Here is a 26,892-nt window from a genome sequence, read left to right on the forward strand (position 1 = left end):
TCAGAATCCCATCTCCGGCGCATAGAAGCAGCGCGGCGTATCCTCATTCGGAAAAAGACAGAGATGGTAATCCTCGTCGCCGGATTGCATCGCCTTGGTCATCGGCAACAGGAAGACATGCGCATGCGTGACCAGCCGGTGGTCTCCCGGCAACAACGTTACGCGATATCCGCCCGGCGTCACCGCCACGCTTTTCGAAGGGATCATCTGGCAGTCGCCACTATGACTGTCGCCGTTGCAACAATACGGGTCATAACTCCACCCCGAGGGTGCGTCATGAGCCGTCGCCAGCGACGCATATGCAATCATCACACACGTCAAAATGCTGCGCATGGCATCTTCTCCGTTGATGAATGCGCCGCCGCTGATCACTGTTCTTATTTCATTCCGGCGGCCTTAAACATAATTGTAACCGGATCATCATGGTTTCAAGACCCGCTGTATTAGCGGACCGAGTGTAAGCCGGAGATAAATACACACCTTCTCGGCAGCTTTTAGGCACAGGACAGCAGTTCGACGATGCGGCCGCGATCGGCAGCTTCGACAAAACCGCCGATGAGCCGATCGCTGTACAGCGCGATCATATCATTACTGCCCGGGTTCGCCCGTTGCCGAATTGGCGTCCTGTGCGGTTCTTCAATCTCCTCTTCCCTCCCCGTCAAAATTTCCGCAAAGTCGCGAGTCGGAGGAAGTTAGGGGAATTCGATGTATGAATATGCCATAGCATGGGAATGGCTGGCCTTCGCGGCACGCTGGTTCCATGTCATCACCGCGATCGCCTGGATCGGATCGTCTTTCTATTTCATCGCGCTTGATCTCGGACTGGTGAAACGACCGCATCTGCCGCCCGGCGCTTATGGCGAGGAATGGCAGGTCCATGGTGGCGGCTTCTATCATATCCAGAAATATCTGGTGGCGCCGGCGCAAATGCCCGAGCACCTGACCTGGTTCAAATACGAAAGCTATTTCACCTGGATCTCCGGCTTTCTCATGCTCTGCATCGTCTATTATGGCGGCGCCGACCTCTTCCTCATCGACCGACATGTGCTCGACATCAGCCCGCCGGTCGCCATCGCGATCTCGCTGGCATCGCTGGCTTTCGGCTGGCTCGTCTACGACCTGCTCTGCAAATCCCCGCTCGGGCGCAACACCTGGGGGCTGATGGCGGTGCTCTATGTCGTGCTCGTCTTCATGGCCTGGGGCTATACGCAGCTTTTCACCGGCCGCGCCGCCTTCCTGCATCTCGGCGCCTTCACCGCGACGATCATGTCGGCCAATGTCTTCATGATCATCATCCCGAACCAGAAGATCGTCGTCGCCGATCTGATTGCCGGCCGCACGCCCGATCCGAAATACGGCCAGGTCGCCAAGCAGCGTTCGCTGCACAACAACTATCTGACCCTGCCCGTCATCTTCTTCATGCTGTCGAACCATTATCCGCTCTCCTTCGGAACACAGTTCAACTGGGTGATCGCGGCGCTGGTGTTCCTGATGGGCGTCACCATCCGCCACTGGTTCAACACCACCCATGCCAGGAAGGGCCGGCCGACCTGGACCTGGATCGTCACCGTCATCCTTTTCATCCTGATCATGTGGCTTTCGACGGTACCGAAACTGCTGAATGGCGAAAGGGATACGGCGGCGGTGGCGCCCGCCTTCCAGCAATTCGCCGGCGATCCGCATTTTCCCGCCGTCAAGCAACTGGTCGCGACACGCTGCTCCATGTGCCACGCGGCCGAGCCCGCCTATGAGGGCATCGTGCGAGCTCCGAACGGCGTCGAGTTCGAAAACGACGCTGATATCGCCGCCCATGCCCGGGAAATCTATATACAGGCAGGCCGCAGCCGTGCCATGCCGCCCGGCAACATCACCGATATGACGCCGGACGAACGCAAGCTGCTCGTCGCCTGGTTCGAAAGCGCAGTCGAAGGCAAGAAACAATGACGACGACACTCCTGCGTGGCCGCCTGCTGTCCTTTCATCGGGCGCCGCTCACTCTGGCCGACAGCCAAAGCTATCTCTACGAGGAAGATGGCGGCCTGCTGATCGAAGGGGGGCTGATCGCGTCGGTCGGCCCCTATGCCGACGCCAAGGCGAAGGCCGCCGAAGGCACGATCGAGATCGATCACCGCCCGCATCTGATCCTGCCCGGCTTCATCGACATGCACCTGCATTTTCCGCAGATGCAGGTGATCGCCTCCTATGCCGCCAACCTGCTCGAATGGCTGAACACCTATACCTTTCCCGAGGAATGCCGTTTCGTGGAAAGCGCACATGCCCAAAGGATCGCCACGCATTTCTACGACGAACTGATCCGCCACGGCACGACGACGGCGGTCGCCTATTGTTCCGTACACAAGACCTCCGCCGACGCCTTCTTCGCCGAGGCGATGAAACGCAACATGCGCATGGTCGGCGGCAAGGTGATGATGGACCGCAACGCCCCGCAGGGCCTGCTCGACACGCCCGAGATGGGCTATGACGAGACCCGCCAAGTCATAGCGGACTGGCACGGCAAAGGCCGCAATCACGTCGCCATCACCCCGCGCTTCGCCATCACCTCGACGCCGGCGCAGATGGAAGCGACGTCAGCGCTTGCCCGCGAATTCCCCGATCTGCACATCCAGACGCATCTTTCGGAAAATCACGACGAGATCAAATTCACCTGCGAGCTCTATCCCGAGGCGATCGACTATACGGACATCTACGCCCGCTACGGCCTGCTCGGGCCGAAAAGCCTTTTCGGCCACGCCATCCACCTCTCGGAACGCGAAGCCGATGTCATGAGCGAGACGGGTTCGGTCGCCGTCCATTGCCCGACTTCGAACCTCTTCCTCGGCTCCGGTCTGTTTCCGCTGAAGGCGCTGGCGCGGCGCGAAAAGCCGGTCCGCATCGGCGTCGCAACCGATATTGGCGGCGGCTCCAGCTATTCGATGTTGAGGACGATGGACGAGGCTTACAAGATCCAGCAGTTGCTGGGGGAACGGCTGAACCCGATGGAAAGCTGGTACCTGATGACGCGCGGCAATGCCGAGGCACTGTCGCTGGCAGACCGGATCGGCACGCTGGACCCCGGCACCGACGCCGATCTCGTTGTCCTCGATGCGGCCGCGACCCCGGCCATGGCGCTGAAGCTGGAGGCGGTGAAGAGCCTGCCCGAGGAACTCTTCCTCTTGCAGACGATGGGCGACGACCGGGCGATCGCCGAAACCTATGTGGCGGGTCTACCTATGAAAGCGGGGCTTCGATGACACCCGCTTGCTCCCAAATGGAAGCCTTCGGACGACTGTATGAACATCTTTCATTCCATCCGCGGCCCAAAGCAGCCTAATGCCCGGATTTCCCTAACGCTCCTCGAAATGTCGTGTTAGGCCGGCTGATTACATTCAGATGTGAAGGTTCAATTCATGGCCACTCCGCTCACGATCGCCGATCTGAAAGAACTCGCGCGGCGTCGTGTGCCGAAAATGTTTTTCGATTACGCGGATTCGGGCGCCTGGACGGAGTCGACCTATGCGGCGAATGAGAGCGATTTCAGCCGGATCAAGCTACGGCAGCGGGTGATGGTCGACATGACCGACCGCACGCTGGAAACGACGATGATCGGTCAGAAAGTTTCGATGCCGGTGGCCCTGGCGCCGACCGGCCTGACCGGGATGCAGCACGCCGATGGTGAGATGCTGGCGGCGCGGGCTGCCGAAGAGTTCGGCGTTCCCTTCACACTGTCGACCATGAGCATCTGCTCGATCGAGGACGTCGCATCGGTGACGACGCGCCCCTTCTGGTTCCAACTCTACGTGATGAGGGACAAGGATTTCGTCCTCGGCCTCATCAACCGCGCCAAGGCCGCCAAATGTTCGGCACTGGTTCTGACGGCCGATCTGCAGATCCTCGGCCAGCGTCACAAGGACCTCCGCAACGGCCTGTCGGCGCCGCCGAGATTCACGCCGAAACATGTCTGGCAGATGGCGACCCGGCCGTTCTGGTGCCTGGATATGCTGCAGACCAAGCGCCGTACCTTCGGCAACATCATCGGCCATGCCAGGAACGTCTCCAACATCACCTCGCTCGCCACTTGGACGCACGAGCAGTTTGATCCGCGGCTCTCCTGGGCCGACGTCGCCTGGATCAAGGAACAATGGAGCGGGCCGCTGATCATCAAGGGCGTGCTCGATCCGGAGGACGCCCGGGCAGCCGCCGACACCGGCGCCGATGCGATCGTCGTCTCCAATCATGGCGGCCGCCAGCTCGACGGCGCCCCGTCCTCGATCAGCATGCTGCCCGCCATCGTCGATGCCGTCGGCGACCGCATCGAGATCCATCTCGACGGCGGCATCCGCTCCGGCCAGGATGTGCTGAAGGCCGTGGCGCTGGGCGCCAAAGGCACCTATATCGGCCGCCCCTTCCTCTACGGCCTCGGCGCCATGGGCAAGGAAGGCGTCACGCTGGCACTCGGCATCATCCGCAAGGAGATGGACATCACCATGGCGCTCTGCGGCAGACGCGACATCAACGACGTGAACGCGTCGATCATATCGAGGCAAGGCTGAAGCACAGAGAGAAATAGGCACCGGCTGAACGCGCCGATGGCGCGGGCAAGACCTGCCGGACACGCTACGGCATGCAATTCAGCCCGGCGGCTGGCCGCCGCTCGCATTGATCTGAAGGATCGCGAAGATCCCGAGATAAAGGACGAGCGCAAAGCGCTGCTGCCAGACGATGCGACGCGATCCGGCAATCCGCTTCTCGAGACCACGCGGTGCCCCGTCAGGCTTGCGAAGCTGCATCCTGGATAGCAGGTCGTCGACGGCGGCAAGGCCGGCTGCCTCTGTCTCATGGCTCGACGCGAGGCGAAACAACAGCGCATCGAAGAGAAGATGGATCGCCAGCGCAAGGACAATCCCGCAGAAAACGAGCACCAGGAGCCAGCCGAGCGTTGGGGCGAAACCCCGATATCCCGCGGTGATCGGGCCGGCAATCAGTGGCAACAGGGCGGTCAACCCGCAGAATATTGCATTGCAGCCGAGATTTCGCGCCGCCGCGGAGGCCGCGGTTTGCCACCGCGTCATTGCGAGCCCTCGGTCACGGCATGGATAGTTTCCGCGGGCAGATAAACACGCCGTCCCGCGCGTTCGATCAGTTGCAACGCTTCAGCGGAATTTTCGCAACGTCGGCTGATGATCAGCCAGCATGCGATGACGCTGGCGCTCCGCTGGAAACCGAGCGCACAGCAGACGAGGACCGGTCCCTGATGGCGCGCAGCCTCGATGGCACCCGCCGCGGCTCGCGCCTGGATCTCGTCGAGGCCTGTGAGATCGAGGACGGGAAAGCTGCACCAGCGCGCAAGCGTCCCGCTTGGGCACTGAAGTTCGCCGGCAATGTCGATCACCGTGGTAAAACGGTCGGCCTCGTGGCGACGCGGAAAACGACCGAGATGGACGCCATCAGCGATCACGACCGATGCCGGCATTTTGCGTGTCCAGAACCAAACATTGATTATGGCGGCCAGCCGATAGGGCGCCAGCAGCCAGCGGCTGGCAAGTGCAGCCCGGCCATCGGCGCGTTTCAGGAATATCTGCGGGCCGGCGCCGAAATATCCGGCGGCGACGATCGCCAGCGCAACGGCCGGCCAGAGCAACAGCAGTGCCGCGGCCGATAGAGGAGTACAGAGCGCCGCAAGGCCGAGAAATGCGGCGGCACCGCCCAGATAGTAGATGCCAAGACGGCGCGACTTCGGATCGCCGCTCACGGTAAAATTCGCAAGAGGGGAATCAGCATCACGCGGAAAAAGCCAGGCGGCAAACAGACCGAGCAGCATGCCGGTCGGTATGTCCATCACGTGATGCTGCCACGTCGTCAGCACCGAGGCGCCGATCAGGAAGCACCAGAGGTGCCAGAGAAGCCGCGTTCGGCGCGGCAATCGGCCACGCAAATGGTCCCAGATCACCACCAGTAGCGCAACATGCAGCGACGGCGCCTGGTTGAACGGTTTATCGAAGCCACCGAGGACGGCGAACATGAAGCCGGGCAAGCCGCTCGTGGCCGGCCGTACGAATGTTGCTTCGAGCGGAAAGGCGATAAAGCAGACGACCGCTATTATCTGGATCGTCAGATAACGCTTCGCGAGCATATCCACATCGCTCGGCGTCGTGTTGATGAACAGGCAAAGTGCATAGAACAGGTTGATCGACCAGTATGGAATGATGGTCCATGCCAGGAACGGAATGGCGCTTTCCCATGCGAAGGCGATGTTCGGCACATGAGCGCGTTGCGATGCCAGCCAATTGGCGCCGCCATAGGTCAGATAGAAGAACGGCGCCAGGAAGACGAGCCAGAGCGCCGCCCGCTTCAGGACCGGCGCTGACTGGGAAAGAGTAGAACGTGCCTGCCCCAACGGCGTAGCCCTCAAATTCTCTCCGCCAGCGAGACGGTGAAAATGCCCCATTGGTCGATGCGCTGTTCGACCTTGCGGAAACCGGCCGCCGCGACCAACTGGTCCATTTCTTCTTGCGTCCGCCGCCGCATCACCCACGCCTGGCCGCCACGGTGGGAGGTCAGAGCGCGGGCAATCATCTCCAGTTGAGGATGCCAGGGCTGGTTGGTGTAGACGAGCAGGCCACCCGGCTGCATCGCGCGGGCGATCCCGCTCAGCGAAGCGGCAATCATCGCATTGTCGGAAAAAAGCTCGTAAAGGCCGGAGACGATTGCCAGATCCGGAGCCGGCGTGGTTGCCGCCAGCCCCTCGCCGTCAAAGGCATCCTGCTGGTGAAAGCTTACGAAATCACTGAGGCCGCGCGTGGCGATGCTGTTGCGGCCGGCCTCGACATTGATGGGGGAATAATCCTGCAATCGCACACTATCGGGACGCACCGCAGCCGCCTCGATCGCGTCAAGCACGTAACGGCCGTGCCCGGCCGCGATGTCGAGCATATGGGTGCTGCGGCCGGCTGCTTTCAGGCGCTGCAGCCCGTACTCGATCAGCTCCTGCAAATGCAGCTTGCGCTGCCTGATGCCGCGCCAGCCGATCGCCTCGAGAAACACCTTGTCGATCAACCGCCCGCCGGGACCGAGCCCCCGCGGCTTGTTCTCGTAGACGTAATCGAGCGTCGAGCCGGAATCGAAACCGGTCTTGACCCCGGTTTTTATGCCTTCCGACACCAGTGCGCCGAGCCTGATGTTGAGACGGCTGAGCGCCCAGTAGATGCCGCGTAGGGATGTGGCGTTCAAGGGGGTCGCGAGCCGGTCGGCCTCGTCCTTGGTATAGCCCTGGACATGGGCAGTCCGAAGGTCGGCAGGCGTCCGCGGCTCGGCAAACCGCGAATCGATAAAACGGCGGACCTCGGCGAGCGCAATCGCGCGGTCCCTCTCGCCCAGTGTGTCATGATAGAAGCCGGCAAGCACATGCCGCTCCTTGATGCGGCTGCCGAGGTTTTCGTAGAACCGGTGCTGCGGCGCGTGTCGCACCACCCAGTCACTGCCGGAGATCAGCAGTTGGGTCGGAACGGTGATGGCGCGGGCGTCGTCGACGACGCGGGCCGCCGCTTCGTAAAGCTGCAACAGAATGTTGGAGGCAATCGGCCGGGTGATCAATGGGTCGGCTTCAAAAGAGGCGATGCGCTCGGGATCGTGCGTCAGATACCTCGCCTTGACATAGGAATTGACGAAGAATGTCCCCTTGAGCTTTTCCCAGAGCGCAATGCCTTCCCTGGCGAAAGGCACATAGAGCTTGACACTGAAGGCCGGTGAGGCCAGCACGAGCGCACGGATCGGCGGCGCATAGTCGTGCACCCAGGTGGTGGCGAGGACCGCGCCGACGCTCTGCGCAATCACGGCGATGTCTGTAACGGCAGTACCGCTTGTCTCGCTGACATGGCGGACGAAGCAATCGAGATCACGCACCGAGGCTGCGAAGGATGGCGAATAGCCGCGCTCTCCCGGTGAACGTCCGTGGCCGCGTGCGTCCCAGGCGTACAAGGCAAAATCATCGAGACAGAGCTCGGCGGCGAGATGAGCGACCCGGCCGCTGTGCTCGTGGCCGCGATGGAGAAGAATGATTGCGCCCTTCGGTGCAGCGCCGGTCGCTGGCCACGTCCGATAGAAGAGCCGCGTGCCGTCATGCGACACGAATTCGGATTCACGCATCGGCCTGGCCGTCAAGGACGGTTGCCTGATATCGGCAGCTTGCAGCACGGTCTACTCCTCTTTTGATCGGTTGATGGGTTGCAACCATTGGCGGAACAGTGATTTGCATTCATTGCAAAAGTCTAGACGCAAATGTAAGCCCTATACGAGAACCGATATGAAGTATCGGCTTCCCCACAAGCACGACGTTCTGCACCGCCGGAACTGGGATAGATTTTTCCGATGCCGCGAAACTCCAATGAGGTAGCATGTCTGTTTATCAATTGAAGTCCCGGTTTCAGAATATTCTTCGCCCTCTGGTGCGCGCGCTGGCGGCGCGGGGCGTCACTGCCAATCAGGTGACGACTGTTGCCGCGGCCGTCTCGGTTGCACTTGGCCTTTTCCTGAGTGTCGTTCCGCTTACGCAGTGGTTCCTGCTGGAGCCTGCATGGTTTCTCCTGCGCATGGGCCTCAATGCCATTGACGGCATGCTCGCGCGCGAACATGAGCAAAAAAGCATTTTGGGCGCCTATCTCAACGAGATCGGTGATGTCGTGTCGGATATCGCGCTGTATTTGCCGTTTGCGCTCTTGGATCCGAACGGCCTGATGCTGGCAATGGTTGTCATATTCCTGTCGGTACTGACAGAATTTGCCGGCGTATTGGGTCAAACCGTCGGCGCAAGCCGGCGTTACGACGGGCCGCTGGGCAAGAGCGACCGTGCAGTGCTTTTCGGCGCGCTCGGCATCTTTGTCGCCATTGGCGGCACGTTTGCAGCATGGACTGCGTGGCTTTGGGCAGTGGTGGCTCTACTGCTCGTATGGACTGTCATTAACCGTGTCAGCGCCGGAATTCGCGAGGCGCGCACGGCCGCCTGATAGGAAGCGGAGCCGATCTGCCGCCTGTTTCCTCTGACAACGCTATGCGGGAACTGCGTCGAACGCCGCCTCTTGCGAATTGCTTGGCAAGCACATCTTCTGGTCCCTCCCTCTGTTAACCGCACCTTAAATAAAGGTTGTATCTTTCTGGCCTTCCATCTTGAAAGCACAAAAGCGGTGCTTTATGTTTTTGGTCCATGGCATCCACGAGCAAGACATCGCATCCCTCACTTTTGCGCTACATTCTGGCGCCTGACGATCAGGCCCGGCAGGCGCTCGACGACACCATTGCCGCCTATCGCAGTATGAACGACATCCTGACCGATCTCATCGACGACAAAGCGGGGGCCAATCTCGTCGTCCTGCATGATCTTGCCTATGAAACCGTTCGCGAGCAGACGGGCCTGCCAGCCCGGCTGGTGACGCTCGGCCTTCGTGATTTCGCCGCCAACAGGGGTGTCATCCCGGAACCGCTGCAGCTGCCGCTCGACGACAAGCTCTTCGCCATCAAGGGTCCCTCGGACCTCACGATCGCAACGGTGCACGGACGCGTTGCCGTGCCCTTCGATGTCGCGGGCTATTCCAGGGGATGGGAGAGTATTTTTCCCGCATACCTTGTAGCGGACCACGATCGCTACGAGATTAACATCGGCGTCACGCCGAATTCGGCTCGGATGGAGGAAAACATGACGAATGAAGGCATTCTTTCACGCATGGGTCGCCTGATCGCGGGCATCGCGAATGCGGCGATCGACAAAGCGGAAGGCGTCAACAAGCTCGCGGTCATCGAACAGGCGATCCGCGAAATCGATGCGGCCGCGGAGGAAGCCCGCACTGATCTCGGCAAGGCGCGCGCCGAGGAATACCGCATCCAGAGCCGCAAGGACGAAATCGCCGAAGACATGAATGCGCTCGATGAAAAGATCCGCCTGGCGGTCTCCTCCGGGCGCGACGATCTCGCAAAGGCCGGCGTCGCCCGTCAGATCGATCTCGAATCCCAGATCGCGGCGCTCGACAAGGCGCTGGCCGATGCCAGCGAGCAGGTGGATGAGGGGCAGAAAGCCCTGCAGGCGGTGCTCGCCACGCGCCGCGAGGCCGACGCTCGCCTTGCCGATTTCAAGCGCAGCATCGCCAGGCATCCCGAAGAGGCTCTCTCCGGCCACAACAGACCGACGCCGGGCGCGGATGCCGCCCGCGCCGCCGCGGCGGTCTCGCGGCTGACCGGCGTTCCATCCGGCGAACATGCCCATAGTTCCGAACTGGACGAACTTGACCGATTGCACCGCGAGCAGGCGATAGAAGCCCGCCTTGCGCGCTTCAAGGCGGATAACCGGTAACGCCGATGGGACTTTTTCTCGCTCCTGAATGCCTTCCCTTTGCGATCGCCGCCGCCGTGCTTGCCGGCCTGACCGTGATCGAGATGCTCGCGACCGTCATGGGCTTTTCGATCACGGAGCTTCTCGGAAAACCGGATTTCAACAGCCATGACGGTCTTGCCGGTTACCTCTCCTGGCTCAATGTCGGCGGCGTCCCCTTGCTCATTCTCCTGATGATGGCGCTCGGCTTCTTCGCCATTGCCGGTTTTGCCGTACAGGCGGTCGCCGGCGCCTTCTGGGCGCCGCTGCCTGCCGCTGTCGCCGTCGTTCCCGCCTTGGCGGTCACCTTCCCCATGGTTAGGGCATCGAGCCGGACAGTGGCGCGGATCGTCCCGCACGACGAGACCTATGCCGTCGATCTCGATACCCTTATCGGCCGGACCGGAGAAGTGTCGCTCGGCCCGCTCGATCAGGGACTGCCTGGTCGCATCCGGGTCAAAGACCAACACGGGAACTGGCATGTTCTGAGAGCCAAGGCTGCCAAGGGCCAGGACCCGCTGACGATCGGCACGCAGGTTCTCCTCGTCGATCGCAAGGCGGATGTGTTTATCGCCATTCCCGCACTCGCCGATCCGGCCGGAGGGGACAATCAATCTTTCAGGGAGCAGCCATGATGTACGACATTCTTCTACCGGCCGGCATTAGCATCGTTCTAATCTTCGGCATCGGCTTTGTCCTCGCCTCTCTCTACACGCGCTCCAGCCGTGACGAGGCCTATGTCCGCACCGGTCTTGGCGGTCAGAAAGTCGTGCTCGATGGCGGCTCCGTCGTCCTGCCGATCTTCCACTCGATCGCCAGGGTGAACCTGAAGACGCTGCGCCTCGAAGTCCGCCGCGGCGAAGGCGATGCGCTGATCACCAAGGACCGCATGCGCGTCGATATCGGCGCCGAATTCTACGTACGCGTAAAGCCCGACGGCTCCTCGATCGCGCTGGCCGCCCAGACGCTCGGCAGCCGCACCAACGACGCCGAGGCGCTGCGCATCCTGATCGAAGCGAAATTCGTCGACGGCCTTCGCTCGGTGGCGGCGACCATGAATCTCGACGCGCTCCAGGAACAGCGCATGGATTTCGTCAAGGCCGTGCAGGAAGCCGTCGGCGCCGATCTCCAGTCGAACGGTCTCGAGCTCGAATCCGTATCCCTGACACGCCTCGACCAGACCGATATAAAGCATTTCAACGCCAACAACTTCTTCGATGCACAGGGTCTGGCGGCGCTGACGCGCATCACCGAAAGCCGCAAGAAGGAGCGCAACGAGATCGTCCGCGACACCGAAGTCGCCATTGCCCAGAAGGACCTCGAGGCTCGCCAGCAATCGCTCGCCATCGAGCGGACGAAGCGCGAAGCCGAACTCAGCCAGGAACGCGACATCGCCAACAAATCCGCCGCGACGCGTGCCGAAACCGCCCAGCAGGAGCAGGCGGCAAAACGCGCCGAAGAGGAAGCCCGCATCGCCTCCGAACAGGCGATCGCCGAACGCGAGGCAGCCGCCAAGCAGGCCCGCGAAAGCGCGAACATCGATGCCGCCCGCGCAGTCCAGCAGCGCGATACCGAAGCCAAGCGCGACCTTCAGATCGTCGCCCAGGAAAGCGCTATCGCCGTTGCCAACAAGAGCCGGGAAGAATCCGAGGCGAAGGCGGCTGCCGAAACGGCCCGCGCCACCGCGATCGCGGCAGAGGAAAAGGTCGGCACCGCCAAGGCAATCGAGATCGCCGAGCGCGAAAAGCAGATTGCCGTGATCGACGCACGCAAGAAGGCCGAAACCGAAGCGACCGCTGTGACCGTCGGCGCCGAGGCCGAGAAGCAGGCTGCGATCGACCAGGCGGAAGCCATCAAGACGCTCGCGACCGCCGAAGCGGACGCGGCCATCATCAAAGCCAAGGGCGTTCTCGAAACCGGCAAGGCCGCCGCGGAAAGCGAGGCCTTGCTCAATGAAGCCCGCAACAAGCTCAGCCAGACCATCATCGAGTTCGAGATCACCCGCGAGCGCATCCGCATCATTCCCGAAGCCCTCGCCGAGGCGGTCAAGCCGATCGAAAAGATCTCCGACATCAGGATCTTCGACACCGGCGGCATGCTCGGCCGCGGCGGCGCGACCGGCGACAACGGCATCGGCATGGGCGACGGGCTGGCCGGTCAGTTGCTTGCCTACCAGGCCAATAAACCGATCCTCGACAAGCTGTTGAAGGAAGCCGGCTTCGAAGGCGACAATGCGATCTCGTCCCTGCTTGGAAGTCTCGACAGCGCCAAGCCCGTGGCCCCACCAGTCGCACCGGCCGCACCCGCCGCACCGGCGCAGGCGGCTATCGCCGCGGCACCTCCGAAGGAGTAATCTCCTATTCGCGCGAAGGCGGCCGGCTACCGCAGCCAGCCGGTCGCCAGCGCACTCGCCCAGTCTGGCCGGCGGTTTTCCGCCGCCAGCCTCGACATCGCAAGATTGTCATAGGCGACGTTGCGGAACTGCCACGTCCATCCCGCAACCGTCTTCTCCAGAATGGCATAGCCGGCCAGCGGATGGCCGGCTTCGACCTTGTGATAACAGGGCAGATCGTCGTCATAGGCAGGGCAGCCGACGCTGCCGGGATTGACGATCAGCCGGCCGTCGGAGAGACGGACGGCGCGGGGAATGTGCGTGTGCCCGCAAAGGATCAGCGGCAGGTCTATGCCCTCAGCCAACGCCTCGATGGCTTCGATCGGCTTCGGAAAAACAATGCCCTCCGGCGAGACGGACTCCAGCCAGTAGAGACTGTCGTCTTTCGGCGTTGCATGGCAGAGATAGGCCTCGCCGCGATAGACGGCGTCGAATGGCAGGCTGCGCAGCCAGTCGAGCTGGGATGGCGACAATTGCCGATAGGCGGCGGCATCTGAGGCATGCATGGAAGCCGGATCCTGCTCAGCGAGATAGCGGTCGTGATTGCCGCGCACCGACGTCAGGCCGAGCGGCATCAGCAGATCCGCCGTCCGGCCGGCCTCCAGCGGCCCGCTGAAGACATCGCCGAGATTGACGATCTCCTCGACGCCTTCGGCGCGAATATCGGCCAGCACTGCCTCGAGCGCCAAATGGTTGCCGTGGATATCGGCGATGGCGGCAAAACGCATCTAACTGCCCCGATAGGTGGAATAACCATAGGGCGAGATTAGTAGCGGCACATGGTAATGGGCCGTGACGTCGGCAATGCCGAAACGGATTGGCACCAGATCGAGGAAAGCCGGATGTGGCAGCGGCGTGCCGCAGGCCCTGAGATAATCGCCGGCGTGGAAGACCAGTTCATAAATCCCCACGCGGAAATGTTCGCCGGCGAGGATCGGGCCGCCATCGATCCGGCCGTCGGCATTGGTCGCGACCGTCTTCAGATGCCTGCGGATCTCGCCCTCGAGCTGGAAAAGATCGATCCTGAGGCCCTTGGCCGGCTTGCCGAGGGTGGTGTCGAGAACATGCGTGGTCAGTCCGGTCATAGGGCTGGCTCTTTGATGACGAAGGGGGTTTCGAAGAAGAATTCTTCCAGATTGTTGCCCGGTCCGTCGCGATCGACGACCAGGAAATCGGAGGACTGGCCAAGCGCCATCAGCGGGTGATGCCAGACATTGCGGCGGTAATTCACCCCTTGATCCCCGCGCGCGAGAAACACCTGCGGCCGGCCGGGGCGCCCTTCCTCGTCCTCGGAGACGACGACGAGGAAGGGCCGGTCGGAAAGTGGCGAGAAGCTCTGGCTGCCGAAAGGATGGCGCTCCATCATGTCGACATCATAGGGAAAGCTGCGCGGCTGGCCGCGAAACAGATTGATAATGACCTGCGCGCCCTCGCCCGCCGCCTCGGCTGTGGCCAGCGCATGAAAACGCTCGGTCGTGCCGCCATTGATCAGCCGCATCGAGGCTGGATCGGCTTCGATCACCTCGCCGAACGGGGCGAAGGTCGATCTGGTCAATGGACGAATGTCGAGAAATTCGGGCAACGGCTTCACTCGCCTTCGGCATGCCAGTGACGAATGGCATCGATCTCGACAAGAAGTTCCGGCAGCGTGCGATAGGTTGCCTCCCAGATGTCGGAGGGATCGAGGGCGAAGACGTCTTCGAGGATACGGTTGCCCGTGCCGCAGATTTTCGTCCAGGGCAAAGTGGGATGCTCGGTGGCAAATTCCGGATGGGTCACGAGCAGGCGGGATGCAGCTGCGCCGATGGTGAAGTGGCAGAATGCAACGGCCTTGAAAGTGAGATTGTCCTCGGCGAAGGCCGCCTCATCCATACCTCCGACAAAATACAATGCTTCGGCGGCCGCCTTCTGCATTTCATTGAGATAGTCGATAGCACGCGGCTCGCTCATTCACCCTCCGGCAACATCGATGTCAGGCGCAGCAGTGCGATCCGTTCGACCTGCGCCGTTGCGGTCACGAATTCTTCATCCCGGCCATTACCGATCCTCCTCTCGAAGGCCGAAAGGATGTCGTCCTTGCCAAGCCCTTTGACGGCGATGATGAAAGGAAAGCCGAATTTTTCGACATAGGCCGAATTGAGTTCGCTGAAGCGGGCATGCTCGGCCGGGCTCAGCCGGTCGAGACCGGCTCCCGACTGCTCCTTGCGGCTGTCTTCGGTGAGTTCTCCTGCGATCGCCAGGCGGCCGGCGAGATCCGGATGGGCGCTGAGCACGCCGAGACGCTCTTCCCGGCTTGCCGCCCGGAAAACGGCGGCAAGCGCCGCATGCACGCTCAATGCCGTCAGCGGCTCCCTCACGCTGCCGTTGTCATAGGCGCGCTCGGCGATGAAAGGCGAATGTTCGAAGACACCGCCGAAGCGGGAGACGAAATCCTCGCGCGATATCATCAGAGCGCGTCCGGCTGATGCTGCTGGTGCCAATGCTCGGCAATCTCGATGCGGCGCGGAATCCAGACCTTATCGTGCTTCAGCACATATTCGATGAAGCGCTTCAGCGCCGCCGCCCGGCCGGGCCGTCCGACGAGGCGGCAATGCAGGCCGACCGACATCATCTTCGGGCTGCCCGCCTTGCCCTCCTCATAGAGCGTGTCGAAGGCATCCTTCAAATAGGTGAAGAACTGATCGCCCGCGTTGAAGCCCTGCGCCGTGGCAAAACGCATGTCGTTGGTTTCGAGCGTATAGGGAATGATCAGGAAGGGTTTCCCGTCGACACCCTTCACCCAGTAAGGCAGGTCGTCGGCATAGGAATCGGAGGAATAGAGGAAACCGCCCTCCTCCTGCACCAGCCGAAGCGTGTTGTCGGAAGGCTTGCCCTGATACATGCCGTAAGGCCGCTCGCCAGTCAGTTCGGTGTGCAGGCGCACCGCTTCGAGAATATGCTTGCGCTCGAGATCCTCGGGGAAATCCTTGTATTCCAGCCAGCGATAGCCGTGGCTGGCAATCTCCCAGCCGGCCTCCTTCATCGCCGCGACGGCTTCCGGGTTGCGGGCCATCGCCAGCGTCACGCCGTAGACGGTCGCCTGTACCTTGAGATCGGTGAACATCCGCCAGAGCCGCCAGAAGCCGGCCCGCGAACCATATTCGTAGATCGATTCCATGTTGAGATTGCGCTGCCCCGGCCAGGCGGCCGCACCGACGATCTCCGACAGCAGGTTTTCGGACGCCGGATCGCCGTCGAGGATCGAGCTTTCGCCGCCCTCCTCGTAATTGATGACGAACTGCACGGCAACGCATGCCTCGCCCGGCCATTTCGGATCGGGCGTCTGACGCCCGTAGCCGACGAGATTGCGCGGATAAGTCTCGGATACCATAAAATCACCTTCTGAAAAGACGGGGAACGGTATCATCCGCAGCCGGAATGTCGAGACGGAAACTGCGTGGCAGAATTTATCCTTTCGGCACAACCGGTTAGCTTAACGTTCCTCAGGCGATCCTGCGCGCGCTGACCTTGCCCATGGGGTGCAGGGAATGGACGCGGAAGGGACCGCCGGCACCCTCTTCGATCATCAATGCCACGTTCGAAACCATCACCGGCTCCTTCAGGATGGGCATGAAGATTGTTCGCAGCGCCTGTTCGATGCGGGGCATGTCGATCGCGTTGATGGAGCCTGTCACCGGCATATGGAAGCGGAACTCGTCCATGACATAAGGATTGCCCCAACGATGTAGATTGGCGAACTGCGCCGCCGACAATCCATCTGGATCGCTGCGCTCGATGTCGGCCTCGCTCAGCGGCGCGCGGTAGCGATCGAACTCCTGGACGATCGCCGAAGCCAGATACTGGATCTGCTCACAAGGAGCGCTCGGCGTCAGGCTGTAGAAACTGCCGAGCCGGGCAATTTCGAGACGTGAAATCTGGAAGGGAGCGAATGTCCCGGCAAAACGCATGAGATCGCGCAGGAGTTGCGATTCTGACATATCGCCGGACAGATGGAACGGCGCCTTCAGAACGCCGTGAAAACCATAGCGCCGCGGCACGGCTGTATGAAAGGCGATCTCGTGAATGCCGAGGCCGCGGACGGCCGGAGGCTCCAGCATATCGCCGGAAAATACGTTTCGACCGAGCCAATTGGCGGCCACGAGCGACAGCGGGTCGCTCGCCGGAGGCGTGAAGCAAATGGCATAGCGCATGCAATTTCCTCCATCAAGGAAGTGAGCGCCGCTGAAATTGGGCGCTGCCGATGCGCAAGCAGATAGGTGATTTGCATGACAGAATAACGAAACACAGCTGTACCTAATTCACGTTTAACGTGAAGCCACAGCGATATGGCTTGAAATCGCAAAGCTTTCCGGCAGGAAAAATTCGCAATCTGTATCGCCTGCGATACAAACTGCCGCTTCCGCCAGCCGGTGGGCAAGGCCGAAGCTGACCTTGAAACCGCCAGTCAATGCGATGAGCCGCGGGTGGTCGGGATGGCGGCCGATCATCGGATCGCGGTCGATGGCCTTCGGGCGAAGCCCCGCCCAGCGTTCGACGATCGGAGCGTCGCGAAGGATCGGAGCGATGGCGCGCGCCGCCTCGATCAGCGCGTCGAGCTGGGCATCGGTGGAAACGGGATCGTCGAAACGGTTCTCGCTGGTGCTGCCGATCGCCACATGCCCGCCCTCATGCGCGACGACATAAAGACCGTCGAGGAAGATCGTCGGCAGCGCCGGGTCGATCTCCGCCCTCAATAGCGCCGCCTGCCCTTTCACCGGCCGGCCGAGCGGCTGTTTCAGCCCTGATGTCAGATCCTGCAGCAGGGGAAAAGAGCGATGGCCGGCGGCCAGGATGCAGCGGTCGAAGGTGACGGTTTCGCTGCCCATCTTAGCCGTACCCCGGTCGGGATCGAGCGCAGCGACATCAGCATTTTCCATGATGCGCACATGTTTTGCATGCTGCAGGAACGCGATCAGCACTGAGATCAGGGAACGGGGGGCGACGCGGCCGGCAAGCGTATCATGCACAAAGCCGCTCTGGCCGGCAGAGGCCTCGACCCAGCCGTCTACATCGGGCCGGTCGAGCACATGCCATTGGAACCGGCGCTCGCCTGCCCGCCAGTGGCGCTCGGCGTCCTCGGAATGGCCGCGGGCTATACGGTTGAGATGCGGTTTCGGCAGCGGGATCAGCCGTCCGGACCTGTTATAACCGGCGGAAAGCCCGGTTGCCGCTTCGAGCGCCGCAATTTCGGCTTCGAGTGAGACGAGCGCATCGAACTGGAACTGCTTCTTCTCAGACCAGCGGTCCGGCATATGCGGCATCAGGGCCCCGAGCAGGCCGCCGCTCGCACCGCTGCCCAGCCTGCCGGCATCGGCAAGGAGGGTGTTTAGGCCACACCGCTCGGCATGGACGGCCGCCCAGAGACCCATGATGCCGCCGCCGACGATCAGCACGTCGCAAGAAGATTGACCGGACGCCGGCGCAGGACTATCGGCTTTTTCCATGACAGACGTGAACCCAGATCAGATTGGCGCGGGCGCGCCGCAGCCGCTCGAATGGCGCGACGGCGATATGCCCTATTCCACGACCTTTGGCGATCATTTTTATTGCCAGACCGATGGCCGGCTGGAATGTGGCCACGTCTTCCTCGCCGGCAACGGCCTGCCGGAGCGTTGGAGCGGGCGGCAGACATTCGTGATCGGCGAACTCGGTTTCGGCACCGGCCTGAACTTCGCCGAGACCTGGCGGCAATGGAAGCAGCATCGCGCGGCCGGCCAGCATCTGCATTTCATCTCCTTCGAACTCCATCCGATGCGCGGCGAAGAGATCGGCCGGGCGCTGTCGCACTGGCCGGAGATCGATGCCGAGCGCGAAGCGCTGACCGCGGCCTGGCCGCAAGCGCCTAATGGGACCGTCTCGCTCGACCTCGACAACCAGACGCGGCTGAGCGTCGTCTGCGGCCCGGCCCTCGACGGCGTCATGACGGCGAAGCCGGGCTTCGACGCCTGGTATCTCGACGGCTTCGCCCCGTCCCGCAACGGCGACATGTGGTCGGGGGAACTGATGCGTGAGGTCAACGAAAGGACCGCCGTCGACGGCACCTTCGCCACCTATGCCGCGGCCGGCTTCGTGCGCCGCAATCTCATCGCCGCCGGCTTTGGCGTGGAACGCCGCAAAGGGTTCGCCGGCAAGCGGGAAATGCTCTGCGGTGTGAAGGCGCCTTCCAGCTAGAGCTTGCCGGCATTCGTCGGTTCGGATCAGTAGCTCGTACGCCCCGGCTGCTGGTCGTCCTTGTCAATCCATTGCCGGATCTTTTCTTCCAGCAGCTCGGGGCTGATCGGCTTCGACATGTAATCGTCCATGCCGGCGTCGAGGCAAGCCTCCCGGTCGCTTTCGAGTGCATGAGCGGTGACGCCGATGATCGGCACCCGCTGACCCTGTCCCTTTTCCCTTTCGCGGATCGTCCGGGTCGCCTCATGGCCGTTCATGACGGGCATCGAGACATCCATCATGATGATGCGCGGCGTGTGGCTCTCCCAGGCCGCGACTGCCTCCTGCCCGTTATTGACAACAAGGAAGGAAAGCCCGGTTCCCTGCAGGATCTGGGTGAAGACGATCTGGTTGACCTCGTTGTCTTCGGCGACGAGCACGTCGACGAATTCAGCTGCCCGCTTCTGCAGCGCAGGCGCAGGCACCGGTGCCGGCACGGCCGTTTCGGCCTGCAACCGGGTGATTTCGGCCTGCGAAGCCTGCTTCACGCGCCGGGCGCGAACCACCTCGACGACGGTGTTACGCAGCACGTTGGCGCGCGCCGGCTTCATTAGATGCGCCTGGCCGTTCAGCGCCGCGAACTCCTTTTCCGTGCCCGAGATATCCATCGACGTCAGGAAAATGATCGGCAGCTCGACAAAGCGGGGATCGGCGCGCAGCCGGCGGGCGACATTGGCGCCGTTCATGTCGGGCATGTGATAGTCGAGTATGACGGCATCGACGGTAACACCGAGATCGGCCGCCGCCTCCAGGATCGCAAGGCCGGTGCCGCCGCCTTCCGCAGCGACGCCGTCGAAGCCCCAGAGCGAAAGCTGCTCGGTGAGGATGCGCCGGTTGACCTCATTGTCGTCGATGACGAGGATGCGCGCGCCCTGCACGTTGATCGGCAGCGGCTTCGGCTCGAGGTGAGCGGCCGCCACCGCAAAGGGCAGTTTGACGGTGAAGACCGAGCCCTTGCCCCATTGGCTCTCGACTTTGATATATCCGCCAAAGAGGTCGACGAGCCCGGCCGTGATCGCAAGTCCGAGGCCTGTTCCCTCATGCCGCCGGGTCGAGGAAGCGTCGACCTGCGAGAACTTGTCGAACACCGATTCCAGCTTTTCCTGAGGAATGCCGATACCCGTATCCTCGATCCGGATATTTGCCATGATCTCGCCGCCGGCGACGGTCTCGAAGCCGACATCGACGAAGACATGGCCACGCTCGGTGAACTTGACGGCATTGCCGACGAGATTGGTGACAATCTGGCGGAAGCGGCCGGCATCGCCGATCACGGCGGCGGGCAGATCGGGTGCGGCCCGCACCAGCAGCTCGATGTTCTTCTCTGCGGCATGCGAGGAGAGAAGCGTCGCCACATCCTCCACCGCTTCAGTGATATCGAAGGCCGCCTTGCGCAGCGTCATCTGTCCGGCATCGATCTTCGAGAAATCGAGAATGTCGTTGATGATCGTCAACAGCGCATTGCCCGACTTGACGATGATGTCGATGAAGGTTTTCTGGCGCGTATCGAGATTGGTCTTGGCCAGCAGCTCCGCCATGCCGAGCACGCCGTTCATCGGCGTGCGGATCTCATGGCTCATATTGGCGAGGAATTCGGATTTGGCGCGGTCGGCGGCTTCGGCGCGCGACAACAGCTCACGCAATTCCTCCTCACGGCTCTTGAGCTCGGTGACATCGGTAAACAGCGCCACCCAATGCTGCCCCGTGCTGACCGTCGCATCCATATTCACCCAGCGCTCGCCGCCGACATGGAAGACGGTTGAGATCGGTTGCCTTGCCGCGATATTGGCGCGCCAGCCCTCCAGGATTTCGGCCGCCGCATCATGAAAATCGCCGCGCGCCGCGCAGAATTCGAACATGCCGAGCCAGCCTTGGCCGGCCGCGATATAATGCGGCGGGATCTGCAAGATATCGGCCATCGCCTCGTTGGACATCTTGATAATGCCGTCCTGGACGATGGCAAGCCCCTGCGACATGGCGTGCGTCGCATCGCGCATCATTTCGCCGACCCGCTCGAGCGCGGCGCGGGTCTCGTGAATTTCCTTCTCCCGCTCGCGCACCGCCGAAATATCGGCATAGGTCAGCAGGATGCGGTCGTTGGAAATGCGCCGGCTGTCGAAGATGACGGATTTGCCGCCCGCCCAGCCGACCTCGATCGGCTCCGGCTCCTCGGCTTCGAACAAATGCTTGCGAAAGGCATAGAGCTCTTCCGGCGTTCGCGTCCCGTCGTAGCGCCCGAGTTCGTAGTTCCGGCGAATGACATCGATGAAGGGGCGCCCGTCGAAACGATCCTCGCGCGGCAGCTCCCAGATACTGTAGAATTCGTCGTTGACGTAGAGAATCCGGTGATCGTTATCGAGGATCAGCACGCCGATCGGCAGCGACCGCAGGATGCTCTCGATATCCCGATGCAGCACTTCTTCCTGCTTGCGCGAGGCGATCAGCGCCTTCTCGCGCTCCTTGAGCGGCGAGATGTCGGAAAAGGAGCCGACGACATAGGTTCGCCCATCCGCCGTGATGACGCGGTTGACGCGGGAGATGACGGGATAGACGTGGCCGCCCTTGCTCGGCATCTCGCTCTCGAGCTCCACCGAAATGCCATCCCTGAGCGCCAGCAGGTTTTCCTGGTAGATCGGCTCAGCACCTTCCGGCCCGAACATCTCGTGTTCGGTCATTCCCAGATATTCGGAGCGGGTGCCGCCGCTGAAGGTCTCGTAATATTTGTTGGCATAGATCAGGCGATGCTTGTCGTCGCGCACGAAGACCGCAACCGGCAGATCTTCCAGCACGGTGCGCAGCGCGTCGAGTTCGCTGACGCTGTCACCCCAGGCCGAATCGCCGGCGGGCGCAGGACGTGCGCCCTTGCGGTAGGCGGCGTTGACAACCAGCGGGCGGCCGTCCGCGGCGAAGATGCCGATCGGGTGATCGAGCTTTTCCAGTGCCTCACGCACCTGGGCAAGATCGGCGGCTGAGCCAGGATCGCTTGCGATCCCGGAATCGTTTACAGTCTGAGGGCTGCCGCCGATCCCCTTGTTGTCGGCAACCCGGCGCTCGCGGGCTTCGAAGATCCCGAGCACATAGATCCGCTCCGGAGACGGCGAGAAACTTTCGATCTGGATGCGCTCACGGTTGAGGCTCGCCGCGTCGAAGCAGGTGGCATTTTCCTCGGTGCCGAATACCAGCGCGCGACGTTCCTTGTCCTCACGCTCCTCCTCTTCTGGACGGTCGAAGAGTTCGCGGCTGCGCCTGCCGATGAAATCGGAAATCTCGCAGCCGAGGAAACGGGCATAGGCCTCGTTGACGGCGACATAGCGCAGCTCGCTGTTCTTGACATAGGCGGGGGTATCCAGATCAGCGATCCGGCGGCAAGCCAACTCCAATATGTCCCCGGCTGATTTCAAGAAATCGTCGCTCCCGCAATAAATGAAATATCAACGACAAAGACTATAACGCCAAGGCTTTTAACAAGGTTTTAACCATATATTTCAGCAGCGGATTTTTAAGGCCGCTTCACCGAGCCAAACATCCCCGGATTGACCGCCCGGGTGGCACGAGACTGAAAGGACCGGGTCGCAGTCGGCAATCTGCCGCCTTGAACAACGGGCTACCATGTCACGGGCCGTTGAAATCATGACGAAAATTTAATGCGGCAAGCGCTTGCGCAGCCATCGCGCCGCCGCGATCGGGGCGGAGTCTGAACACGGCTTTATCGAAGCCAGTCTAGATAAGGAAGTTAACATGTCCGTTTTTCATAAGACCATGGCGACGGGCCTGATCGCGCTGACCCTTGCAAGCGCCTCGCTCGCCACCGCCACCACCGCCGATGCCCGTCCACGCGATGCCTTCTGGGGCGGCCTCGCCGCCGGCGTCGTCGGCGGCGCGCTGCTGTCCGAGGCCGCCCGCCCCGCCTACCCGGTTTATCCGGCCTATCCCGTCTATCGCCCTTACCCCGTCTACCGAAGCTATTACCGGCCATCCTATTGCCACATCGAATGGCGGCATGATCGCTGGGGCGAGCCTTATCGCGTCAAGGTCTGCCCGGAATAGAGCAAGCCGCATCCGGTGCCGCTTGACCTCCCGGCGGCGGCGGTTTGCCGGTTACAACGAGCTGATCTGGCGGGCTTTCGCCCGCCAGATCAATTGCTAGCACCGGAACTGCATCCGTTACGGAGAAAGTTCCTCCAGAACGCGGCCCTTGGTTTCCACGGCAAAGAACATAGTCACGATCGCGCCGACGATCAGGATGGCTGCGAAACTCGCGAACACGTATTGAATGCCCAGGGAAGACATCAGCGTGCCGACGATGATCGGCCCGGTCGATGAACCCAGGCGGAGCCAGGCGCTGCCGCTTCCCGTTCCGAGCGCCCTGAGGCGTGTCGGATAGATTTCCGCCGAGTAGAGATAGAGCGAAAAGGTGACGGTCTGGACGATGGCATAGGCAAGACCGCCAAGCACCAGAACCTGAATGGCGGAGGTTGCGCCGAGCCACGCGAGCGCCAGCAGCGGCAGCGGAGCCAGAAGCAGCGCGCCGGTGTACCAGCGCTTGCGCCCCACCTTATCGATGAGCAGCGCGCAGATGACGGCGGCGATCACGCCTCCGAGCGAGGTCAGGAACCCATAAAAGATGCTCGTTTGCAGCGGAAGGTTGAAGACCTGCCGATAGAGCGTCGGCAGCCATGTAATCGTACCGTTGGCGACCGTATAGGCGGTGAACCACATGGCCCAGATGGTGAGCGTTCGCTTCAGGTAAATGCCCTGGAAGAGCTCCCGCCAGTCGGATGTACGGCGGACCGGCGCCTGGACGCGCTTCGGCTCAGGCAGCTCCTTGCCGGCTGCGCGAGCACTCTCTTCCATGCGGGTGACGATCGCGTCGGCTTCCTCGTAGCGACCGTTTGCGGCCAGCCAGCGCGGTGACTCCTTCAGGAACCAGCGCAACGGGATCATCAGGATTGCGGGAACGAGGCCGACGACGAACATCGCCTTCCAGCCGTAGACCGGCACCATGAAGTAGCCGATCAGCCCGGCGCCGACCAGGCCGAGCAGGAACATGACCTCGTAGAGAAGGAAGAATTTGCCGCGCCCCTTCGATCCGATCAGCTCATTGATATAGGCGCTTGCGACAGGCACCTCACCGCCCGTGCCGATCCCCTGGACGAACCGGAAGGCCATCATCATGCCGGCGCCGGCGGCAAACAGGCAGGCGACATCCATGCTGACGAAGAGCAGGATCGTGAACAGAAGAACTTTCAGCCGACCGATCTTCTCGGCGAGCCAGCCGAACAGGACGGCGCCGATCAATTGGCCAAGATAGCCCATCGACAGGATCATGCCGGTCTGTGCAGGGCTGAGCCCCCACTCGCGCACCATCACCGGCATGGCATAAGCGATGGCGATCACCGTATAGCCGTCGAAAAAAGTGGCTGCGCCAATGATATTGCGAGCCCAGAAGACCTCGCGGGTGATGGGAAGACGCTCCAGGCGAGCGCTGATTTCGGCCTGTTGATCAGCGGCATTCGCCGCCTCGGCCGGCATAGGCTGCATGACATTCATTGGTTCCTCCTTCTCGCCCCGCGGCTACCACTCTCCCGGCCAGGGGCGCTCCTGTTCGATGTTTATTGCTACGTGTCAGCTTGTCCTGTCAGTGCAATGGGCTTCAAAAGGAAATGCGATCTTCGGCAAAGGCTGCTTTCCACAGCTTCCTCCCTCCCATCGGAATGACGCCCCCGCGGCATGCGCAGGAGCGTCGGATGCATCACTCGGCAGCCAGGAGCTGGTCGACGCGGCCGATACCGGCGGCGTCGAAGGCGGCAAAAATTTCCGCCTCGGCCTTTTCGCCAAGGTTCTTCAGCGGCTCGCGGATGGTCGCATGATCAAGCATGCCGCGATGGACGAGACCGAGTTTGAGCGCCACGGTGCCCTCCATATGGGAGCCGCGATGATAGACGGCCCGAGTCACCGGCAGAAGGCGTTCGAAAATCTTCCGGGCTTCTGGATAGTTCTGCGCCTTGCCTGCCTTGATCAAGTCGATCAGCAGTTCCGGCGCGATATTGCCATAGCCGACCAGCAAGCCGTCGACGTCGAACATGGTCGGCAGCAGCCATTCGTCGTGGCAGCTCAGAACCTGAAGATTGGGGTTGGCCTTCTTCAGTTCCGGAATCTCGACGTACCAGCGCTTCATGTTGCGCACGCCGTTCTTGGTGGCGACGACACCTTCCTGCGTGGCGATCGCCAACTGCGTGTCGAGATCATAGGATGCCTTGGTGGCGTCAGGATATTGGAACAGGATGCACTTCAGGCCGGATTCCTGCCAGATCGCCTTGTAGCGATCCTGGGGAGCGCCCTTCTGAAAGCCGAAGCGCAGCCAGCCATGGTTCGGATAGACAAGCGCGCCGGTGGCGCCGGCGGCCTTGCACTTTTTCGCCTCTTCGGCAGCAACCTTGGTACCTTCGCCGGTGATCCCGGCAATGATCGGCACGGCGCCGTCGACCGCCTCGACATAGGTGCGGATAAGAGCGAGGCGCTCCTCCTCGGTGAGGAAAGTGCCCTCACCGGCATGGCCGAGAATGACGAGGCTTTTGACGCCTTCCATCGAAACCAGCCATTTGGCGATCTTTGCGTTGGCCTTGTGGTCGACTTCGCCGTCGCGAGTGAAGGCGGTAACGGGCGCCGGGCTCAGCCCGCGCAGATCCATCGGTTGCATCTTGATCTCCTCCTTTGCGATCGCTGCTCATTCACGATCAGCGACGGGATCGTTAGTGGGAACGTTCCCACTATCGTTCTCGAATTCTCTGGAGTCAATTCTTTTTTTGGTGCATGTTCGCGAACGGCGCCCCACTGCCGCGACTCGAAGGAAAAGCTTCAATGAATTCAAAGTTGGACGAAATCCCCGGTCAAAGCCGCGTCACCATTCTTGACGTGGCTGCCGCAGCCGGCGTTTCCAAATCCACCGTATCCCGCGTCCTGGACGAGCGGCTTCCCCGCTCCGACAGCGAGACCGCCCGCCGCGTTCGCAAGGTGGCGGAAGAGCTTGGCTACGTCAGGGATGTTTCGGCAGCGAGCCTCAGGCGTGGCAACACCATGACAGTCGGCGTGATCGTGCCGAGGCTGACGGATACGGTCATGGCTATGCTTTACGAAGCGCTCGCCAAAGCCTGCAGTCGTACGGGCCGCTTCGCTATTGTCGCCACCACCGACGACAAGCCGAAGGCCGACCGCCTTGCCGCCGAGTCCCTGCTGAGACGCGGCGTCGATGGACTGATCCTTTCCACGGCGCGGGAAGATGACGACTTTCCGGACGAGCTGGCGAGACGCGGTGTTCCCTATGTGCTGGCGCTGCGAACCGACGGCCACAGCCTTTCCTCCGTTGGCGATGACAGGCTGGGCGGCTACCTCGCCGCCCGCCACCTGCTCGACCTCGGCCATCGCAGGATCGGCGTCATTGCCGGCCCGTCCTATGCCTCCAGTTCGCGAGGCCGCGTGGAGGGTTTCAGCCAAGCACTGAACGAAGCGAGAATGACTGTGGATCCCTCCTGCATCATCCCCTCGACATTCGGCATTGAGTCCGGCGCCGTCGCCGTCGAGACGCTGATGAACCTTAGCCCTCGCCCCACCGCTATTTTTGCCGTCAACGACAATACCGCCATCGGCGCCTTGTCGGGGTTGACCAAATTTGGCCTTTCCGTACCGCAGGATATATCGATCGTCGGTTACAATGACATTCCGATCGTCAGCCACCTTCCTACGCCGCTCACGACGTTGCGCGTCCCGTTCGAGCAGATCGCTGCAAATGCCCTTGATCTCCTTGCGGGTGATGGCGGTTCCGTCGACGACCGCATCCGGATTTCGGCTCCGACACTCATTCCCAGGAAATCAACAGCGCCGCTGCGCTGAAAGATCG

25 protein-coding genes are annotated in these 26,892 nt (G+C 61.8%); 10 read left to right on the top strand and 15 right to left on the bottom strand.

The features are described from left to right. Positions 1 to 333 (bottom strand): hypothetical protein, encoded by a 333-nt coding sequence (locus A7X77_RS19250; RefSeq protein ID WP_064684488.1) that lies wholly within the window; start codon positions 331 to 333, stop codon positions 1 to 3. A gap of 372 nt (positions 334 to 705) precedes the next feature. Here A7X77_RS19250 and A7X77_RS19255 point away from each other — a divergent pair, with 372 nt between their 5' ends. The 3 genes from A7X77_RS19255 (at position 706) to A7X77_RS19265 (ending at position 4,550) form a co-directional block, all read left to right on the top strand. Next, a complete protein-coding gene (locus A7X77_RS19255) occupies positions 706 to 1,944 on the top strand; it encodes a urate hydroxylase PuuD (RefSeq protein WP_064684429.1) in 1,239 nt (412 codons plus the stop codon). Then, a complete protein-coding gene (guaD, locus tag A7X77_RS19260; RefSeq protein WP_064684430.1) occupies positions 1,941 to 3,251 on the top strand; it encodes a guanine deaminase in 1,311 nt (436 codons plus the stop codon). The genes A7X77_RS19255 and guaD overlap by 4 nt, the downstream gene beginning before the upstream one ends. 156 nt (positions 3,252 to 3,407) lie before the next feature. Beyond that, positions 3,408 to 4,550, top strand: coding sequence for an alpha-hydroxy acid oxidase (locus A7X77_RS19265; protein ID WP_064684431.1), 1,143 nt, complete (start codon positions 3,408 to 3,410; stop codon positions 4,548 to 4,550). Positions 4,551 to 4,628: 78 nt separating this feature from the next. On the opposite strand, the gene A7X77_RS19270 is transcribed toward A7X77_RS19265, so the two are convergent. From A7X77_RS19270 to A7X77_RS19280, 3 genes are read right to left on the bottom strand one after another with little or no spacing between them, the layout of a single operon-like run. Then, positions 4,629 to 5,069 carry a hypothetical protein gene (locus tag A7X77_RS19270; RefSeq protein WP_064684432.1) on the bottom strand — a complete coding sequence of 147 codons (441 nt, stop codon included), beginning with the start codon at positions 5,067 to 5,069 and terminating at the stop codon, positions 4,629 to 4,631. Further along, a complete protein-coding gene (locus A7X77_RS19275; protein ID WP_064684433.1) occupies positions 5,066 to 6,394 on the bottom strand; it encodes a phosphatase PAP2/dual specificity phosphatase family protein in 1,329 nt (442 codons plus the stop codon). Before A7X77_RS19275 ends, A7X77_RS19270 begins: the two co-directional genes overlap by 4 nt. A gap of 11 nt (positions 6,395 to 6,405) precedes the next feature. Continuing rightward, positions 6,406 to 8,190: a bifunctional alpha/beta hydrolase/class I SAM-dependent methyltransferase gene (locus A7X77_RS19280; protein WP_064684434.1), complete on the bottom strand. Its 1,785-nt coding sequence runs from the start codon at positions 8,188 to 8,190 to the stop codon at positions 6,406 to 6,408. Between the two features lie 200 nt (positions 8,191 to 8,390). Here A7X77_RS19280 and A7X77_RS19285 point away from each other — a divergent pair, with 200 nt between their 5' ends. The 4 genes from A7X77_RS19285 (at position 8,391) to A7X77_RS19300 (ending at position 12,707) form a co-directional block, all read left to right on the top strand. Further along, the gene (locus A7X77_RS19285) at positions 8,391 to 8,999 is read left to right on the top strand and encodes a CDP-alcohol phosphatidyltransferase family protein (RefSeq protein WP_064684435.1); all 609 of its coding nucleotides are present in this window, start codon (positions 8,391 to 8,393) and stop codon (positions 8,997 to 8,999) included. Positions 9,000 to 9,196: 197 nt separating this feature from the next. Beyond that, a complete protein-coding gene (locus tag A7X77_RS19290; RefSeq protein WP_064684436.1) occupies positions 9,197 to 10,336 on the top strand; it encodes a PspA/IM30 family protein in 1,140 nt (379 codons plus the stop codon). Between the two features lie 5 nt (positions 10,337 to 10,341). Next, on the top strand, positions 10,342 to 10,989 hold the full coding sequence (locus A7X77_RS19295) for an OB-fold-containig protein (RefSeq protein WP_064684437.1): 648 nt from the start codon (positions 10,342 to 10,344) through the stop codon (positions 10,987 to 10,989). After that, positions 10,986 to 12,707: a flotillin family protein gene (locus A7X77_RS19300; protein ID WP_064684438.1), complete on the top strand. Its 1,722-nt coding sequence runs from the start codon at positions 10,986 to 10,988 to the stop codon at positions 12,705 to 12,707. Before A7X77_RS19295 ends, A7X77_RS19300 begins: the two co-directional genes overlap by 4 nt. A 26-nt stretch (positions 12,708 to 12,733) precedes the next feature. Here A7X77_RS19300 and A7X77_RS19305 read toward each other — a convergent pair whose 3' ends face one another. The 8 genes from A7X77_RS19305 to A7X77_RS19340 form a co-directional block, all read right to left on the bottom strand. Then, positions 12,734 to 13,474, bottom strand: a complete 741-nt coding sequence (locus A7X77_RS19305; protein ID WP_064684439.1) for a metallophosphoesterase family protein — start codon at positions 13,472 to 13,474, stop codon at positions 12,734 to 12,736. Continuing rightward, positions 13,475 to 13,831: a hydroxyisourate hydrolase gene (gene uraH, locus A7X77_RS19310; RefSeq protein WP_064684440.1), complete on the bottom strand. Its 357-nt coding sequence runs from the start codon at positions 13,829 to 13,831 to the stop codon at positions 13,475 to 13,477. Further along, a complete protein-coding gene (locus A7X77_RS19315; RefSeq protein WP_064684489.1) occupies positions 13,828 to 14,328 on the bottom strand; it encodes an ureidoglycolate lyase in 501 nt (166 codons plus the stop codon). The genes uraH and A7X77_RS19315 overlap by 4 nt, the downstream gene beginning before the upstream one ends. A gap of 5 nt (positions 14,329 to 14,333) precedes the next feature. Next, the gene (locus tag A7X77_RS19320; protein WP_010027740.1) at positions 14,334 to 14,696 is read right to left on the bottom strand and encodes a HepT-like ribonuclease domain-containing protein; all 363 of its coding nucleotides are present in this window, start codon (positions 14,694 to 14,696) and stop codon (positions 14,334 to 14,336) included. Next, positions 14,693 to 15,193, bottom strand: a complete 501-nt coding sequence (gene uraD, locus A7X77_RS19325) for a 2-oxo-4-hydroxy-4-carboxy-5-ureidoimidazoline decarboxylase (RefSeq protein ID WP_064684441.1) — start codon at positions 15,191 to 15,193, stop codon at positions 14,693 to 14,695. The genes A7X77_RS19320 and uraD overlap by 4 nt, the downstream gene beginning before the upstream one ends. Then, positions 15,193 to 16,116 carry an allantoinase PuuE gene (gene puuE / locus A7X77_RS19330; RefSeq protein WP_064684442.1) on the bottom strand — a complete coding sequence of 308 codons (924 nt, stop codon included), beginning with the start codon at positions 16,114 to 16,116 and terminating at the stop codon, positions 15,193 to 15,195. The genes uraD and puuE overlap by 1 nt, the downstream gene beginning before the upstream one ends. Before the next feature lie 112 nt (positions 16,117 to 16,228). After that, a complete protein-coding gene (locus A7X77_RS19335; RefSeq protein WP_064684443.1) occupies positions 16,229 to 16,936 on the bottom strand; it encodes a DUF1045 domain-containing protein in 708 nt (235 codons plus the stop codon). Between the two features lie 114 nt (positions 16,937 to 17,050). Next, positions 17,051 to 18,229, bottom strand: a complete 1,179-nt coding sequence (locus A7X77_RS19340) for an NAD(P)/FAD-dependent oxidoreductase (protein WP_064684444.1) — start codon at positions 18,227 to 18,229, stop codon at positions 17,051 to 17,053. Between A7X77_RS19340 and mnmD the strand changes: the two genes are divergently transcribed. Next, positions 18,228 to 18,956 carry a tRNA (5-methylaminomethyl-2-thiouridine)(34)-methyltransferase MnmD gene (gene mnmD / locus A7X77_RS19345; protein ID WP_064684445.1) on the top strand — a complete coding sequence of 243 codons (729 nt, stop codon included), beginning with the start codon at positions 18,228 to 18,230 and terminating at the stop codon, positions 18,954 to 18,956. The two genes, A7X77_RS19340 and mnmD, sit on opposite strands and share 2 nt — an antisense overlap. A gap of 26 nt (positions 18,957 to 18,982) precedes the next feature. Here the strand turns inward: mnmD and A7X77_RS19350 are convergent, their stop codons facing one another. Beyond that, the gene (locus A7X77_RS19350) at positions 18,983 to 22,396 is read right to left on the bottom strand and encodes a response regulator (protein ID WP_064684446.1); all 3,414 of its coding nucleotides are present in this window, start codon (positions 22,394 to 22,396) and stop codon (positions 18,983 to 18,985) included. 337 nt (positions 22,397 to 22,733) lie between these two features. Here A7X77_RS19350 and A7X77_RS19355 point away from each other — a divergent pair, with 337 nt between their 5' ends. Further along, positions 22,734 to 23,042, top strand: coding sequence for a hypothetical protein (locus A7X77_RS19355; protein WP_064684447.1), 309 nt, complete (start codon positions 22,734 to 22,736; stop codon positions 23,040 to 23,042). A gap of 117 nt (positions 23,043 to 23,159) precedes the next feature. Here the strand turns inward: A7X77_RS19355 and A7X77_RS19360 are convergent, their stop codons facing one another. Both A7X77_RS19360 and A7X77_RS19365 read right to left on the bottom strand, forming a co-directional pair. Further along, complete coding sequence (locus A7X77_RS19360; protein WP_064684448.1) at positions 23,160 to 24,545, bottom strand: MFS transporter; 1,386 nt, start codon at positions 24,543 to 24,545, stop codon at positions 23,160 to 23,162. A gap of 202 nt (positions 24,546 to 24,747) precedes the next feature. Further along, positions 24,748 to 25,695: a dihydrodipicolinate synthase family protein gene (locus A7X77_RS19365; RefSeq protein ID WP_064684449.1), complete on the bottom strand. Its 948-nt coding sequence runs from the start codon at positions 25,693 to 25,695 to the stop codon at positions 24,748 to 24,750. Between the two features lie 161 nt (positions 25,696 to 25,856). On the opposite strand from A7X77_RS19365, the gene A7X77_RS19370 reads away from it, so the two are divergent. After that, complete coding sequence (locus A7X77_RS19370; RefSeq protein ID WP_064684450.1) at positions 25,857 to 26,885, top strand: LacI family DNA-binding transcriptional regulator; 1,029 nt, start codon at positions 25,857 to 25,859, stop codon at positions 26,883 to 26,885. The last annotated feature ends 7 nt before the right edge of the window (positions 26,886 to 26,892 follow it).

Origin of the sequence: Rhizobium bangladeshense, assembly GCF_001662075.1 — a bacterium.
Classification (GTDB): Bacteria; Pseudomonadota; Alphaproteobacteria; order Rhizobiales; family Rhizobiaceae; genus Rhizobium; species Rhizobium bangladeshense_B.